The 15,498-nt window shown below is 73.1% G+C and carries 10 protein-coding genes, 1 tRNA gene and 1 pseudogene; 9 read left to right on the forward strand and 3 right to left on the reverse strand.

The window, feature by feature from the left end:
- Positions 1–32: 32 nt before the first annotated feature.
- The 6 genes and pseudogenes from CFRA_RS04150 (at position 33) to nrfD (ending at position 9,215) form a co-directional block, all read left to right on the forward strand.
- Entirely contained in the window at positions 33–545 is a 513-nt protein-coding gene (locus CFRA_RS04150) for an O-acetyl-ADP-ribose deacetylase (RefSeq protein WP_075663589.1), read from the forward strand.
- Positions 546–554: 9 nt separating this feature from the next.
- On the forward strand, positions 555–1,301 hold the full coding sequence (locus CFRA_RS04155) for a PIG-L deacetylase family protein (RefSeq protein ID WP_075664856.1): 747 nt from the start codon (positions 555–557) through the stop codon (positions 1,299–1,301).
- Positions 1,302–1,422: 121 nt separating this feature from the next.
- The gene (locus CFRA_RS04160; protein ID WP_075663590.1) at positions 1,423–3,459 is read left to right on the forward strand and encodes a KUP/HAK/KT family potassium transporter; all 2,037 of its coding nucleotides are present in this window, start codon (positions 1,423–1,425) and stop codon (positions 3,457–3,459) included.
- 89 nt (positions 3,460–3,548) lie between these two features.
- Positions 3,549–6,737 (forward strand): annotated as a pseudogene (gene fdh, locus CFRA_RS04170) (formate dehydrogenase); the annotation flags it as partial.
- A gap of 244 nt (positions 6,738–6,981) precedes the next feature.
- Positions 6,982–8,145 (forward strand): 4Fe-4S dicluster domain-containing protein, encoded by a 1,164-nt coding sequence (locus tag CFRA_RS04175; RefSeq protein WP_415684086.1) that lies wholly within the window; start codon positions 6,982–6,984, stop codon positions 8,143–8,145.
- Positions 8,142–9,215, forward strand: coding sequence for an NrfD/PsrC family molybdoenzyme membrane anchor subunit (gene nrfD, locus CFRA_RS04180; protein ID WP_075663594.1), 1,074 nt, complete (start codon positions 8,142–8,144; stop codon positions 9,213–9,215). The genes CFRA_RS04175 and nrfD overlap by 4 nt, the downstream gene beginning before the upstream one ends.
- A gap of 7 nt (positions 9,216–9,222) precedes the next feature.
- Here the strand turns inward: nrfD and selD are convergent, their stop codons facing one another.
- Positions 9,223–10,227: a selenide, water dikinase SelD gene (selD, locus tag CFRA_RS04185; protein ID WP_075663595.1), complete on the reverse strand. Its 1,005-nt coding sequence runs from the start codon at positions 10,225–10,227 to the stop codon at positions 9,223–9,225.
- Between the two features lie 72 nt (positions 10,228–10,299).
- Between selD and CFRA_RS04190 the strand changes: the two genes are divergently transcribed.
- The 3 genes from CFRA_RS04190 (at position 10,300) to selB (ending at position 13,624) form a co-directional block, all read left to right on the forward strand.
- Positions 10,300–10,394: transfer RNA gene (locus CFRA_RS04190), tRNA-Sec, on the forward strand.
- Positions 10,395–10,414: 20 nt separating this feature from the next.
- Entirely contained in the window at positions 10,415–11,854 is a 1,440-nt protein-coding gene (gene selA, locus CFRA_RS04195) for an L-seryl-tRNA(Sec) selenium transferase (protein ID WP_075663596.1), read from the forward strand.
- Positions 11,855–13,624, forward strand: coding sequence for a selenocysteine-specific translation elongation factor (selB, locus tag CFRA_RS04200; RefSeq protein ID WP_075663597.1), 1,770 nt, complete (start codon positions 11,855–11,857; stop codon positions 13,622–13,624).
- Positions 13,625–13,720: 96 nt separating this feature from the next.
- On the opposite strand, the gene CFRA_RS04205 is transcribed toward selB, so the two are convergent.
- A complete protein-coding gene (locus tag CFRA_RS04205; RefSeq protein WP_075663598.1) occupies positions 13,721–14,350 on the reverse strand; it encodes a mismatch-specific DNA-glycosylase in 630 nt (209 codons plus the stop codon).
- 11 nt (positions 14,351–14,361) lie between these two features.
- Complete coding sequence (gene lplB, locus CFRA_RS04210; RefSeq protein ID WP_075663599.1) at positions 14,362–15,444, reverse strand: lipoate-protein ligase small subunit; 1,083 nt, start codon at positions 15,442–15,444, stop codon at positions 14,362–14,364.
- Between the last annotated feature and the right edge of the window lie 54 nt (positions 15,445–15,498).

Below are 15,498 nucleotides of genomic sequence, written 5' to 3' on the forward strand. Positions count from 1 at the left end.
CGCGCGCCGCGCACGTCCGTAGGATCGGGGCCATGGAACTGCGCGTGGTCACCGGAGACATCACCGTCCAGGACGTCGACGCGGTGGTCAACGCCGCGAACTCCTCGCTGCTCGGCGGCGGCGGGGTCGACGGCGCCATCCACCGCGCCGGCGGGCCCGAGATCCTCGCCGCCTGCCGTGAGCTGCGCGCCACCGAGCTGCCGGACGGCCTGCCCGCGGGCCGGGCCGTGGCCACGACGGGCGGGCAGATGCCCGCACGCTGGGTCATCCATACCGTCGGCCCGGTCCACTCGCGCACCGAGGACCGCTCGGCGACCCTCGCGTCCTGCTACCGCAGCTGCCTCGCCGTCGCCGACGAGCTCGGCGCGCGCACCGTCGCCTTCCCGCTCATCTCCGCCGGCGCCTACGGCTGGCCGCTTGACGACGCCGCGCGCATCGCCGTCGAGACCCTGCGCGCAGCGGGCGCGCACACGGGCGTCACCGAGGCGCGCCTGGTCGCCTTCAACGACTCCGTGCGGGTGCAGCTGGACTCCGCGTGCGGATAGCATGTGGACATGACCACGGATGAAGCAGTCAACTCACCGGAACTGAAGCCTCTCGACTGGTCCTCCTGGCGGCGCGTGCTCGTCGTCGTCGCCCACCCCGACGATCCCGAATACGGCCTGTCCTGCGCGGTCAACCGCTTCGCCCGCGCCGGGGTGGAGGTCCGTTACCTGCTGCTCACCCACGGCGAGGCCGGCATCGAGGGCCGCGCGCCCGAGGAGACCGGGCCGCTGCGCGCCGCTGAACAGCAGGCCGCCTGCGACGCCGTCGGCGCCGCCGGGCTGACCGTGCTGCGTCACCCCGACGGCATGCTCACCGAGGGGCTCGACCTGCGCCGCGACATCGCCCGCGAGATCCGCCGCTTCCGCCCGGACGCGGTGGCCACCATCCCCTTCGACCGTGAGGTGCCCTGGGGAGTGAACATGGCCGACCACCGGGTCGCGGGCCTGGCCGCCCTCGACGCCTGCCGGGACGCGGGCAACACCTGGGTCTTCCGCGAGCTCGCCGAGCGCGACGGCCTGGAGAAGTGGCAGACCTCTGCGTTCCTGGTGTGCGGCGACGCGCGTGCCGACGTTGCCGTGGAGGTCGAGAAGCAGGACGTCGACGCGGGCGTGGCCTCCCTGGCCTGCCACCGCGTCTACCTCGAGGCCCTGCCGGACCACGCCACCCCGGAGGACCTCGTGACCGGGGTGGCCGCTGCCGGCGGCGAGCGCGCCGGGGTCGACAACGCGATCACCTTCCGCTCGATCCCGCTCTAGACCCGCTCCCGCCGCGGGGTCGCGGTGGGAAAGCCCAGGTCAGGGCATAGATGTGTGCTGTGATGCAGACCATATCCTGTTGGTGTGGCGTTGCGGTGCGGGCGGCGTAATCTACCGGGCCATGACAACCCGGTCCGGGGCCCGCACGGCCCCGCGCCACGGTGCCCGGCTCGCCGCCGGCACCGCCGCGCTGGGGGTGGTGTTCGGTGACATCGGCACCTCCCCGCTCTATGTCCTCCGGGCGGTGTTCACCGTCCACCACGGCGCGGTCCCGCTGACCGACGCCACCGTCATCGGGGCGGTCTCCGCCCTGATCTGGACCGTCTTCCTCATCGTGGCGGTCAAGTACGTCCTGCTCGTCCTGCGCGCCGACAACGACGGCGAGGGCGGCGTGATCGCCCTGGCCGCCCTGGTGCGCGCCCGTGTCGCGGCCGCGGGCGGGGACACCTCGGCCCGGCGCCGTCTCCTGACCGTGCTCGGCGGCGTCGGCGTCTTCGGCGCCGCGCTCTTCTTCGGCGACGCCGTGATCACCCCGGCGATCTCGGTGCTCTCCGCCGTCGAGGGCGTGCGCGTGGCCGTGCCCAGGCTGTCGAACTCGCTCATCCTCCCGCTGGCCCTCGGCGTGCTCACCGCGCTCTTCGCCGCGCAGCGCCGCGGCACCGAGAAGGTCGGCCGCGTCTTCGGCCCGGTCATGCTCGTCTGGTTCCTCACACTGGCCGCCGTCGGCGTGCCCCAGATCCTCGCCCGCCCGGGCATCCTCGCCGCGCTCTCGCCGCTGCCCGCCGTGGAGTTCCTCGTCGGCCACCCGCTGGCCGGCTTCTTCGCGGCCGGCGCGCTCGTGCTGGCCACCACGGGGGCCGAGGCCCTCTACGCCGACATCGCCCACTTCGGCCGCCGCCCGATCCAGGAGACCTGGTTCGCGGTCGTCCTGCCCGCCCTGGTGCTCAACTACCTCGGCCAGGGCGCCGGGTTGCTGCGCGACCCGGCACGCGTGGCCGACCCCTTCTTCACCCTGGTCCCGCAGCGCTTCGGCTTCCTGCTGGTGCTGCTGGCCACCGCGGCGACCGTCATCGCCTCCCAGGCGGTCATCTCGGGCGCCTTCTCCGTGGTCCGCCAGGCGATCCGCCTCGGCCACCTGCCGCGCATGCGCGTGGTGCACACCTCGGAGCGGGCCTCCGGGCAGGTCTACATCCCGGCGGTCACCCTGCTGCTCTACTGTGCGGTCGTCGCGGTGATCCTCATCTTCCGTGACTCCGGGCGGCTCTCCTCGGCCTACGGACTGGCCGTGTGCACCGACTTCCTGGTCACCTCCACGCTGCTGTGCCTGTTGACCCGCTTCGGCTGGCGTTGGCCGGCCTGGGCGAGCGCGCTGCTCGCCGTCTGCCTGGCGGCCGTCGAGCTGCCGCTGGCCGCCGCCAACGCCGCCAAGATCGCCACCGGCGGCTGGCTGCCGCTGCTCATCGCGGCCGTGCTCGTGATCGTCATGGACACCTTCCGTCGCGGCGAGGCCCGCGTCCGCGCGGCCCGCCTCGCCCGGGAGGGCACCCTCGACCAGCTCGAGGAGAAGCTCGCCCTGCGCCAGCCCGCCCGCGTGCCCGGCACCGTGGTCTACCCGCACTCCCTGGTCGAGACCGCCCCGTTCTCCCTGCTGGCCACCACCGCGATGGGCCGCACGCTCCACCAGCGCGTCATCGTGCTCTCCGTGCGCACCCGTGCCGTCCCGCACGTGGCGCCGGGGGAGCGGCTGACCGTGCAACCCACCGCCACCCCGGGCCTGGAGCACTGGACGGTCGACCTCGGCTTCGCCGACGACGCCGACGTGGTCGGCGTGCTCGATGCCGCCGGCTGCGCCGGGCGGGTCACCGCCGTCACCGGGCCCGCCGTCACCGGGCCTGGCGTCACCGCGTCCGCCGTCGCCGGCCCCTCCGCGCGGGACGCCGGCGACGGGGAGGCCGGCCGCGACGGGCGGGGCGGCCCCGACGGTCCCGTCATGTGGGTGCTCTCGCGCGCCGAGGTCACCGTCACCGACTCGCCCGGCATGGCCCGCTGGCGCAAACGGCTCTACGTGCTGCTGACCCGGCTGGCCCCGCCGCCGCAGTGGACCCGGACGCTGCCGGAGAAAAGGTGCGTCACCGTCAGCCGGCGTGTGCCGGTGTGAGTCGCGACCCCTACAAAGGCTGCCCTTACCTGGGCTTTTCCGTCCTGCGGAAATGGCGGTATGCGTCCGAGGCCATTATCCTGGGAGCCATGGTGAAAAAGACTCTGCTGAACTGGCCGGTACTGCGCCAGTTGCGGGCGGGGGACATGTTCGGACGCGACCGCTCCACGCAGTCGAAGAAGTCCGCGACGCTGACCCCTCGTATCGCCGAGGCCGACCGCATGGTCAAGAGCGTGTGCCCGTACTGCGCCGTCGGCTGCAGTCAGCGTGTCTACGTCAAGGACGAGAAGGTCATCCAGATCGAGGGTGACCCGGACTCGCCGATCTCGCGCGGGCGACTGTGCCCCAAGGGCTCCGCCTCCGAGCAGCTGGTCAACTCCTCGACGCGTGTCACCGACGTCCTCTACCGCGCCCCGCACTCCACCGAGTGGGTCAAGATCGACCGCGAGAAGGCGCTGGACATGATCGCCGACCGCTTCCTCGAGGCCCGCCGCAACGGCTGGCAGGACCTCGACGAGAAGGGCCGGAAGGTCAACCGCACCCTGGGCCTGGCCGGGCTGGGCGGCGCGACGCTGGACAACGAGGAGAACTACCTCATCAAGAAGTTGTTCACCGCCGCCGGCGCCATCCAGCTCGAGAACCAGGCCCGCATATGACACTCCGCCACGGTTCCCAGTCTGGGATCCTCCTTCGGACGCGGCGGCGCGACTCAGCCGCTGCAGGACATGGCCAATGCGGACTGCATCGTGCTCCAGGGGTCGAACATGGCCGAGGCGCACCCCGTCGGCTTCCAGTGGGTCATTGAGGCCAAGAAGCGCGGCGCGCGCATCATCCACGTCGATCCGCGGTTCACGCGTACCTCCGCGGTGGCGGACAAGCACATCGCCATCCGCGGCGGCACCGACGTCGTGCTGCTCGGCGCGCTGATCAAGTACGTCATCGACAACGACCTGTACTTCCGGGACTACGTCCTGGCGTACACGAACGCGTCGATGCTGATCAGCGAGGACTACCGCGACACGGAGGACCTCGACGGTCTCTTCTCGGGCTACGACCCGGAGAAGGGCACCTACGACAACTCCTCGTGGTCCTACGCCCAGCGTGAGGACCTCGGCGAGGAGGCCTCGTCGTGGAACGTCAAGCGTGACCTGACCCTGGAGAACCCGCACACGGTCTTCCAGATCCTCAGGCGCCACTACTCCCGCTACACCCCGGAGATGGTGGAGAAGGTCTGCGGCATCTCGCCGGCCGACTTCGAGTACCTGGCCCGCTCCATCACGGACAACTCCAACCCGGAGCGCACGACCTGCTTCGCCTACGCCCTGGGCTGGACGCAGCACACCCTGGGCGCGCAGTTCATCCGCACCTGCGCGATCCTGCAGCTGCTGCTGGGCAACGTCGGCCGCCCCGGCTCGGGCATCATGGCCCTGCGCGGCCACGCCTCGATCCAGGGCTCGACGGACATCCCGACGCTGTTCCACCTGCTGCCGGGCTACCTGCCCATGCCGAGCGTGGACGAGCCGACGCTGCAGGACTACCTGGCCTCCGTCAACGCGCCGGACCAGAAGGGCTTCTGGCAGATCGGCGACTCCTACGCCGTGAGCCTGTTCAAGTCCTACTTCGGCGACGCCGCGACCCCGGAGAACGACTTCGGCTACGATCACCTGCCCAAGCTCAACGGGCCGGCCTCGACCTACCACACGCTGCAGCGCATGCTGCGCGACGAGGTCGACGGCTACATGGTCTTCGGCCAGAACCCGGCCGTCGCCCAGTCGCACGGCCACCTGCAGCGCATGGGCCTGGCCCACCTGAAGTGGCTCGTGGTCCGTGACTTCCAGACCATCGAGACCGCCAACTTCTGGAAGGACTCCCCGGAGATCAAGTCCGGTCAGCTGCGCACCGAGGACATCGCCACCGAGGTCTTCTACCTGCCGGCGGCCAACCACGTGGAGAAGTCGGGCACCTTCACCCAGACCCAGCGCATGCTGCAGTGGCGCTTCCAGGCCATCGAGCCGCCGGGAGACGCCCAGAGCGAGCTGGACTTCTTCTACCAGCTGGGCAAGAGGATCCGTCAGCGTCTGGCCGACTCGACCGACCCGCGCGACTGGGCCCTGCTCAACATGACCTGGGACTACCCGGAGGACGAGAAGGGCGACATCTCCGCCGAGGACGTGCTCAAGGAGATCAACGGCTACTACCTGACCGGCGAGAAGGCCGGCGAGCTGCTGCCCGCGTTCACCGAGATGCGCGCCGACGGCTCGACCTCGGGCGGCTGCTGGATCTACACCGGCGTCTACGCCGGCGGGGTCAACCGCTCGCAGAACAAGAAGCCCGGCTCCGAGCAGGACGAGGTCGCCTCCGAGTGGGGCTGGGTCTGGCCTGCCAACCGCCGCATGCTCTACAACCGCGCCTCGGCCGACCCGCACGGGAAGCCGTGGTCGGAGCGCAAGCGCTACATCTGGTGGGACGCCGAGAAGAAGCGCTGGGTCGGCCCGGACGTGCCGGACTTCCCGGCCACCCTCGACCCGGAGTACCGCCCCGAGCCGGACGCGGTGGGCCCGAAGGCCCTCTCCGGCACGGACGCGTTCATCATGCAGGCCGACGGCAAAGGCTGGCTCTTCGCCCCGACCGGCATGGTCGACGGCCCGCTGCCGACCCACTACGAGCCGCACGAGTCGCCGGTGCCGAACTACCTCTACGAGCAGCAGCAGTCGCCGACCCGCCTGGTCTTCCCGGGCGAGCGCAACCTGTCCGCCCCGGAGCCGGGGCAGCCGGGCAGCGACGTCTACCCGTTCGTGTTCTCGACGTACCGGCTCACGGAGCACTACACCTCCGGCGCGATGAGCCGCCGCCTGCCGTTCCTCGCGGAGCTGCAGCCCGAGCTCTTCTGCGAGGTCTCCCCGGAGCTGGCGGAGGAGCGCGGCCTGGTCAACGGCGGCTGGGCGACGATCGTCTCGCCGCGTGCGGTCATCGAGGCCCGCGTGCTGGTCTCCGAGCGCATCCAGCCGCTCAAGGTCGGCGGCCACGAGTACCACCAGGTCGGCCTGCCGTTCCACTTCGGCCGCTCGGACGACGCCCCGGTCTCCGGTGACACGCCCAACGACCTGCTGGGCATCACCCTGGACCCGAACGTGTCGATCCAGGCCTCCAAGGTCGGCGCCTGCGACATCCGCTCGGGCCGCCGCCCGCGTGGCCGCGCCGCGCGCATGCTGGTGCTGCAGTACCAGGAGCGCGCCGGCCTGACCCCGGCGACCGGCAACAAGCTGGTCTCGCGGGAGGCGGAGGCCGAGGCCGTCGCCGACGACGCCCTGGCCGGCGCCGACGGCGAGACCGACGGCATGGCGGCGCGCCCCAACGCCGGGGAGCGCGGCACCACCCGGGGAGACGACCGCCCGGGAGACGCCCGGCCCGGCGAGCAGCACAAGGAAGGGGAGTGACGTGTTCGTCAACCGGCTGACCGAGTGGCCCCGCCACGTCGGCTACGAGGAGGGCGCCCGCAAGGGCTTCTTCACGGACACCTCGATCTGCATCGGCTGCAAGGCCTGCGAGGTCGCCTGCAAGGAGTGGAACCGCAACCCCGTCGAGGAGTACCGGCTGACCGGCAAGTCCTACGACAACACCGGTGCCCTCGGCGCGGACACCTGGCGCCACGTCGCCTTCATCGAGCAGACCAAGCCGCGCATCGACGCCGCGCGCGCCTCCGGCCGCGCGCTCATCGACCTCGGCATGCCCGGTATGCCGTCGTCGGCGGCCACCGGAAACGCCGCGGGTGCCGCGACGTCGGCAAGCGAGGCGGCGGCCAATGCACGCGCCGCCGCCGAGGCCGCCGACGGCGCCGCGCCCACGCAGACCGGTACCGGGGGAGCGCCCACCGACGCCGTCGGCGCGCTCGCGGCCGGGCAGGTCGGCGCGGCGACCCCGGGCGCGGACATGTCCGGCACCCGGCACAACCCCGGCCCGCGCAGCGGCTCGCCGCTGGCGGCCGCCGCGGCCGGCAACCTCGGCCCCGACGGCGGGGTGGACACCACCCCGCCGGACACCCCGGACTTCCGCTGGCTGATGTCCTCGGACGTGTGCAAGCACTGCACCAACGCCGGTTGCCTCGACGTCTGCCCGACCGGCGCGCTCTTCCGCACCGAGTTCGGCACCGTCGTCGTCCAGGACGACGTCTGCAACGGCTGCGGCACCTGTGTCGCCGGCTGCCCCTTCGGCGTCATCGAACGACGCACCGACGGCGGCGTCAACGTGCGCGCCGAGCGCGGCGGGGCCGACTTCACGCCCGGCCAGCAGGCCGCGGCCAAGAACGTCGGCGTCGCCCAGAAGTGCACGCTGTGCTACGACCGCCTCAAGGAGGGCGAGACGCCGGCCTGCGCGAAGGCCTGCCCGACGACCTCGATCCAGTTCGGCGACCACGACGAGATGCTGCGCCGCGCCAAGGCGCGCGTGGCCGAGCTGCACGCCCAGGGCCTGACCGAGGCGCGCCTCTACGGCGCCAACCCCGAGGACGGCGTCGGCGGCACCGGCTCGATCTTCCTGCTGCTCGACGAGCCCGAGGTCTACGGCCTGCCGCCGGACCCGCGCGTGCCCACCGCGGACCTGCCGCAGATGGCGGCCACCGCGCTGAAGGCCGCGGCCGGCATGGTCGGTGCGATGGCCCTGGCATTCGTGATGGGAGGACGCAAGTGAGCGCCAACGACTTCGACTCCTACCGCCCGCCGGAGGAGCCCCGCCGCAGGCGGAAGCGCAAGAACCCGAAGCGCATGGGCGGCGGACGCGACAGCATCCTGCCGACCTTCGAGTTCGAGTCCTACTACGGCAGCCCCGTGGTCAAGGCCCCGCCGTGGGAGTGGCCGATCCCGACCTACCTGGCCCTCGGCGGCATCGCCGGCGGCTCCGCGCTGCTGGCCTGCGGCGCGATGGCCACCGGCCGGCGCAGGATGCTGCGCTCCACGCGCCTGGCGGCCATCGCCGCCGGTGCCGCGGGCTCGCTGATGCTGGTCGCCGACCTCGGCCGCCCGGAGCGCCTGCTCAACATGTTCCGCGTGTTCAAGCTCTCCTCGCCGATGTCGGTCGGCTCCTGGATCCTCGGCGGCTTCGGCGGCATGTCCGGCATCGCCTGCCTGAAGGAGCTCGACGAGCTGACGGGGAGGAAGCTGCCGCTGCCGCGCCTCGTGCGCAAGGCCGTCCACGCCGTGGCCGGCCCCGCGACCGTCGGCGCCGGTGTGCTCGGCGGCCCGCTGGCCGTCTACACCTCGGTGCTGCTCGCGGACACCTCGAACCCGACGTGGAACGCGATGCGCCACCGCCTGCCCTACGTCTTCGTCAGCTCGGCCACGCTCGCGGCCTCGGGCCTGGCGATGGTGACCACCCCGGTGAAGGAGACCGGCCCCGCGCGCGGCCTGGCCGTGGCGGGGGCGGCCTGCGAGCTGGCGGCGATGCAGGCGCTGGAGAAGTCCATGGACCCGGTCGCCGCCGAGCCGATGCACGAGGGCGACCCCGGTGCGCTGCTGCGCTGGTCCGAGGTCGCCGCGATCACCGGCGCGTGCGCCACCGTGGTCGTCGGCCGCAACCGCGCCGGTGCCGCGCTGGCCGGGGCGAGCCTGGTGGCCGCCTCCGTGCTGACCCGCTTCGGTATCTTCGGCGCGGGCATCGAGTCGGTGAAGAACCCCCGCTACACCGTGGTGCCGCAGAAGCGGCGCCTGGCCGAGCGCCGGGCCGCCGGCGACGTGGTCGACTCGATCACCACGGCGTCCTAGGCACCCGTCACCGGATGGTGACGGTGCCCTCCCCGGCGACGGTCTCGCCGATGACCGGGTAGCCGGGCACCTCGCCGACCACGAGCAGGCCACCGGAGGTCTGCGCGTCGGCCAGCAGGATCAGGTCCTTCTCGGCCAGCCCCTCCGGGACCTCGAGGTGCGGGCGCACCCAGTCGAGGTTGGAGCGCGAACCGCCGGGGATGAAGCCCTCGGCGAGCGACTCGCGCACGCCCTCGATGACCGGCACCTTCGTGTGGTCGATGACGGCGGAGACCCCCGAGGCGCGCATCATCTTGTACAGGTGGCCCAGCAGGCCGAAGCCGGTCACGTCGGTCGCCGCGCGGACGCCCGCGTCGAGTGCGGCCCGGGAGGCGTCGCGGTTGAGCGTGGTCATCACGTCGATGGCCTGCTCGAAGACCTGGCCGGTCTTCTTGTGGCGGTTGTTCAGGATGCCGATGCCGATCGGCTTGGTCAGCGTGATCGGCAGCCCGGCCTCCGCGGCGTCGTTGCGCATGATCTTGTCCGGGTCGGCCAGACCCGTGGCGGCCTGCCCGTAGAACGGCTCGGGCGCCTTGATGGAGTGCCCGCCGGTCACGGCGATGCCGGCGGCGCTCGCGACGTCCATGCCGCCGCGCAGCACCTCGGTCAGGATGTTCAGCGGCAGGGTGTCCTGCGGCCAGCCGACGATGTTGATGGTGGTCACCGGGGTACCGCCCATGGCGTAGATGTCGGAGAGCGCGTTGGTCGCGGCGATGCGGCCCCAGTCGTAGGGGTCGTTGACCACCGGGGTGAAGAAGTCCGTGGTGGAGATGACGGCCTGGTCGTCGTTGATGCGCACCGCGGAGGCGTCGTCGCCGTCGTCGAGGCCGACGATGACGTTCGGGTCCTGCATGCCGACGAGGTCCTTGACGGCGTCCTCGAGCTGTCCGGGCGGGATCTTGCACGCGCAGCCGCCGCCGGCGGCGAACGAGGTCAGGGCGATGTCGTGCGGGTCAACCGGTTGAGTGCTCATGGCCCCGACGCTACCTTCACCGCCGCCTCCCGCGCCGTGGTCGCGGGGGCGCCGTTGGTAGACTCCGGCGGCGGAGGCGTACGTGTCCTGGTGGGCGCCCCGGTCTTCAAAACCGGTGAGGCCGAGCATCTCGGCCTGGCGGGTTCGATTCCCGTCCGTCTCCGCCACGCTTGAAAGGGGTTGCGCGATGTCCAGGCGCAGGAGGAGCACGAAAGAGATTTCCGACGCCGCGTCGCCCGCCGCCGGCGGTACCGACCCGCGTCGGCGCGTGCCACGCACCGACACCCTGCTGGCGGGCCCGGCCGCGCAGGCGGCGCTCGCCGCCCACCGCGAAGCTGTGGTGCGCGCCGAGGTGCGCGGGATCCAGCAGGCGGTGCGCGCCGGTGAGCTCGCCCCCGAGCGCGCCGAGGAGGCGCTGGCCGGGCGGCTGGCGGAACTCGACACCACCTCCATGCACCCGGTGCTCAACGCCACCGGGGTGGTCGTGCACACGAACCTGGGCCGCGCCCCGCTCTCGGAGGCCGCCGTGGCGGCGCTGCAGCGCGCCGCCGGCTACGTTGACGTTGAGCTCGACCTGGAGAGCGGCCGACGCTCGGGCAAGCGCGGGGCCGCGACCGTGGCGGCGCTGCTGGCGGCCTGCCCGGCCGCCGAGGACGCCGTGGTGGTCAACAACGGCGCCGCCGGCCTCCTGCTGTCGTGCGCCGCGCTGGCCGGCGGGGGAGAAGCCGCCATCTCGCGCGGCGAGCTCATCGAGATCGGCGCCGGCTTCCGTCTGCCCGAGCTCATCGAGTCCGCGCACGTGGCCCTCCACGAGATCGGCGCGACCAACCGCACCCACCCCGCCGACTACGCCGCCGCGGCCGCCCGCCCGGAGGCGCGCGCCATCCTCAAGGTCCACCCCTCCAACTACCGCGTCGAGGGCTTCACCGCCGGCGTCGACCTGCCCGAGCTGCGCCGCATCGCCGACGACCACGATCTGGCGCTGATCGCCGACGTCGGCTCCGGGCTGCTGACCCCCGATCCCGCGATCCCGGACGAGCCGGACGTCGACACCGCGCTGCGCCAGGGCGCCGACGTGGTCATCGCCTCCGGAGACAAGCTGCTCGGCGGCCCGCAGGCCGGCGTCCTGCTCGGCCGGGCCGAGGCGATCGTCCGGCTGCGCCGCCACCCGCTCTACCGTGCCCTGCGCATGGACAAGCTGCGCTTCGCCGCCCTCGAGGCCACCGTCGCCGGCTCGCGGGTCCCGGTCGCCGATTACCTGCACGCCGACGCAGAGGAGCTGCGCGGGCGCGCCGAGGCGCTGGCCGCCGCGGTCGGCGGCGAGGTCGTCGTCCACGACGGCCGCGTCGGCGGCGGGGGAGCGCCCGGGGTGCCGCTGCCCGGCTGGGCGGTGCGTCTGACCGGGTCGCCTGAGGAGCTGGCCGCCGCGCTGCGCGCAGGGGAGCCGGCCGTGCTCGCCCGCCTGCACGAGGGCGCGGTCCTCGTCGACCCGCGCTGCGTGCCCGCCGAGCGCGACGCGGAACTGGCGGCCGCCGTGCGCGCCGCGCGCGAGTCGCTCACGCCGGAATTCCGGGAATCCCCGTGCACCGGCCCGGACACCGACCCGGACACCGACAAGGAGGCCTGAGTGTACGTCGTCGCCACCGCCGGACACGTCGACCACGGCAAGTCCACCCTCGTCCAGGCGCTGACCGGCATGCAGCCGGACCGCTGGGAGGAGGAGCGCCGCCGCGGCCTGACCATCGACCTCGGCTTCGTGTGGGCCACCCTGCCTTCCGGCCGTGACGTCGCCTTCGTCGACGTGCCCGGCCACGAGCGCTTCCTGGCCAACATGCTCTCCGGCCTGGCCCCGGTCGACGTCGTCGTCTTCGTCGTCGCCGCCGACGAGGGCTGGCAGCAGCAGTCCACCGACCACCTCGACGCCTGCGCCGCCCTCGGCGTGCGCCACGGCCTGGTCGTGCTCACCCGCGCCGACCGCGCCGACGCCGCGCAGATTGCCGCCACGACGGCCCAGGTGCGCGAGCGCCTGGCGCCCACCGGGCTTTCCGACGCCCCGCTGGTCACCGTCTCCGCCGTCACCGGCGAGGGCCTCGACGAGATGCGAGCCACCCTCGACGAGGTGCTCGCCGGGCTGCCGGCGACCGACGCGCAGGCGCGGGTGCGCGTGTGGCTGGACCGCTCCTTCACCATCAAGGGCGCGGGCACCGTGGTCACCGGCACGCTCTCGGCCGGCACCCTGAGCGAGGGCGACCGGCTGACCCTGGCCGCCCGCGACGGCGCGCGGGAGGTCGCCGTGCGCGGCCTGCAGTCCGAGGAGATCCAGGAGGGCCGCGTCGGCCCGACCAACCGGGTCGCGGTCAACCTGCGCGGCGAGGACGCCGACAGCATCCACCGCGGCGACGCCCTGCTCACGCCGAACGCCTGGTGGCTGACCGACACCGTGGACGTCGGCGTGGTGACCGGAGAGGGGCTCTCCGACGCCCCGCGCGAGGTCGCCGCGCACATCGGCACCGCCGAGCTCAACGCCGGGCTGCGTCGCCTCGACGACGCCCACGCCCGGCTCACCCTGCCGCGAAGGCTCCCGCTGACCCGCGGCGACCGCTTCGTGCTGCGCGCCCCCGGCGACCACGCGGTGCTCGCCGGTGTGGAAGTCCTCGACGTCGACCCGCCGGAGCTCGCAGGCCGCGGTGCGTCGCGCCGGCGTGCCGTCGAGCTGCCGGGGCTCAACCTGGCCGCCGAGGTCGCCCGCCGCGGGGCGGTGCGCGCCGCGACGCTTGCGACCATGGGCTGGCGGGTGCCGGAGGAGGCGCCCGCCGGCGTCGAGCGCCGCGACGGCTGGCTCATCGACTCCGCCTCACTGAAGCGCTGGGCGGAGGAGCTGGGCGAGGCCGTGGCCGGCGCAGACCGGATGAACCCGGGTGTGGCGCGCAAGGCCGCCGTCGACCTGCTCGGCCTGCCCGACGGCGGGCTTCTCGACGCCGCGGTGGCCGCCGCCGGGCTGACCGTGCGCGACGGCCGCGTGGTCGACCCCGCCCGCAAGGTGGACCTGGGCGCGGCCGAGGAGTCGGTCGCCCAGATCGAGGAGTGGCTCGGCGAGGAGCCCTTCCGCGCCCCCGAGGCCGACGAGCTGGCCGACCTGCGCCTCGGCGCCCGCGAGCTGGCGGCCGCCGAGAAGGCCGGCCGCATCATCCGCATCGGGCCGGACCGCTCCGTGGTCCTGCTCCCCGACGCCCCGGCACGCGCCGTCGAGGCGCTGGCCGGGCTGCCCGCACCCTTCACGCTCTCGCAGGCGCGCAAGGCGCTGGAGACCACCCGGCGCATCGCGGTGCCGCTGCTCGAGCAGATGGACACCCTCGGGCTGACCCGCCGCGAGGGCAACGCCCGCCGGCTGCGCTGAGCGGCGGCTGAGCGGCGGCTCCGCCGCCGCTCACGGGCAACCGGCCCGCCTTCGCTCGTGGGGGAGGGGACCCGCCGACGCTGAACTGAACGGCGCCTACTCGGTGTCCGCCCAGACCTCCTTCCAGATCCGCGCGAGGTCCGGGATCTGGTAGTGCGCGTTGAGCCCGCTGGGCTGGGGGACCACCCACAGTGCGGTGTCTTCCGGCCAGCCCGCGATGCCCTCGGGGTCCTGGCGGCCGATCTTGGCCTTGCGCCGCCCGAAGGCGTCGCGGAAGGCGGTGATCCCGGCGATCGCCACCGCCCGCGGCCGCATCCGGGACACCCGCTCGACCAGGCGCTCGGCGCCGGTACGCAGCTCGTCGCGGGTCAGCTCGTCGGCGCGTGCCGTGGCCCGGGCGACCAGGTTGGTCAGCGCCAGGCCGTGCGAGAGGAACGCCTCGACCTGGTCCTCGGACATGCCCGCGGCCACGTCGACCTCGCCGTCGACGAGCCCGGCGGCCGTCAGCGAGGGCCAGAAGCGGTTGCCCGGCCGGGCGAAGGGCGCGTTGACCGCCGCGGTCCACAGACCCGGGTTGATCCCGACGATGAGCAGCCGGACCGGCGTATCGGGGTCGGCCGGCATCAGGTCGTCGACGCCGTCGGGCATCCCGGAGAAGTCGTCGAGTTCGGCACGGGTGGGCCGACGCCCGCCGAGCGGGGAGGGGCGGCGCGGGGCTCCCTTCACTGTCGCGCCGCTCACGGGACGCGGTGGGTCCAGGCGTCGGTGCCGAACTTCTCGTCGACCAGGCGGCGGGCCGCGGCGAGGTCGTCCTCGCCGAGTTCGCCGGAGGTGGACGGGTAGCGCGACATGAACGCCTCGATGAGGGCGTCGATGACCTGCTCGCGCGGCACGCCGGTCTGCCGGCGCAGCGGGTCGACGCGCTTCTTTGCGCTGCGGATGCCCTTGTCGGAGATCTTGACCTTGCCGATGCGCAGCACCTCGGTCATCTTGTCGGCGTCGATGTCGTAGCTCATCGTCGTGTGGTGCAGCACGGCCCCGCGCACGCGCTTCTGCGCCGCGCCGCCGATCTTGCCGCCGGTGGAGGTGATGTCGTTGATCGGCACGTACCAGGCCTCCACGCCCAGCGACTTCAGCCCGGCGAGCACCCACTGGTCGAGGTAGCGGTAGGACTCCTCGTAGCTTAAGCCCCGCACGGCCTCCTCGGGCACGTAGAGGGAGTAGGTGACGCAGTTGCCGCCCTCCATGAACATCGCCCCGCCGCCGGAGATGCGTCGCACCGGTGTCACCCCGTGCTTGTCGACGCCCCGCTGGTCCAGCTCGTTGGCGTAGGACTGGTAGCTGCCGAAGACCACGGCGCGGTCCTCCCACTCCCAGAAGCGCAGCGTCGGGCCGCGCTCGCCCGAGGCGACCTGCTCGAGCAGCAGCTGGTCGAGGGCGACGTTGACGGGGCTGGGCTGGACCGTGCCGCGGATGACGGTCCAGTCGAAGTCGGTGAGGTCGCGCGCGCCGAGCACGGCGCGCCGGGTGGTCTGCGCGACGTCGTGAAGCGTGAAGCCGTGCAACTGCACGTCCATGCCCGCCAGGGCGCGCTCCAGGCGCGCCGTCAACGCGTCGGTGTCCTCGGACAGCGGGGCGCCGACCAGGGCGTCGTGAATCGCCTCGAACGCCTCCTCGGGCTCGAGGAAGAAGTCGCCGGAGACGGAGACCTCCGTGATCGCCTCGCCGTCCTCGACGGCGTCGACGACGACGAGCTTGCCGCCCGGGACCTTGCGCTCGAAGTGGTGACTTCGGGATGTGTTCGGTGAAACGTCGGACATGCCTCTCCACCATAGGAGGGAGCGGGCCCCCTGCGCCGATATATGCGGCCCGCC

Source organism: Corynebacterium frankenforstense DSM 45800 (genome assembly GCF_001941485.1).
GTDB classification, from domain to species: domain Bacteria; phylum Actinomycetota; class Actinomycetes; order Mycobacteriales; family Mycobacteriaceae; genus Corynebacterium; species Corynebacterium frankenforstense.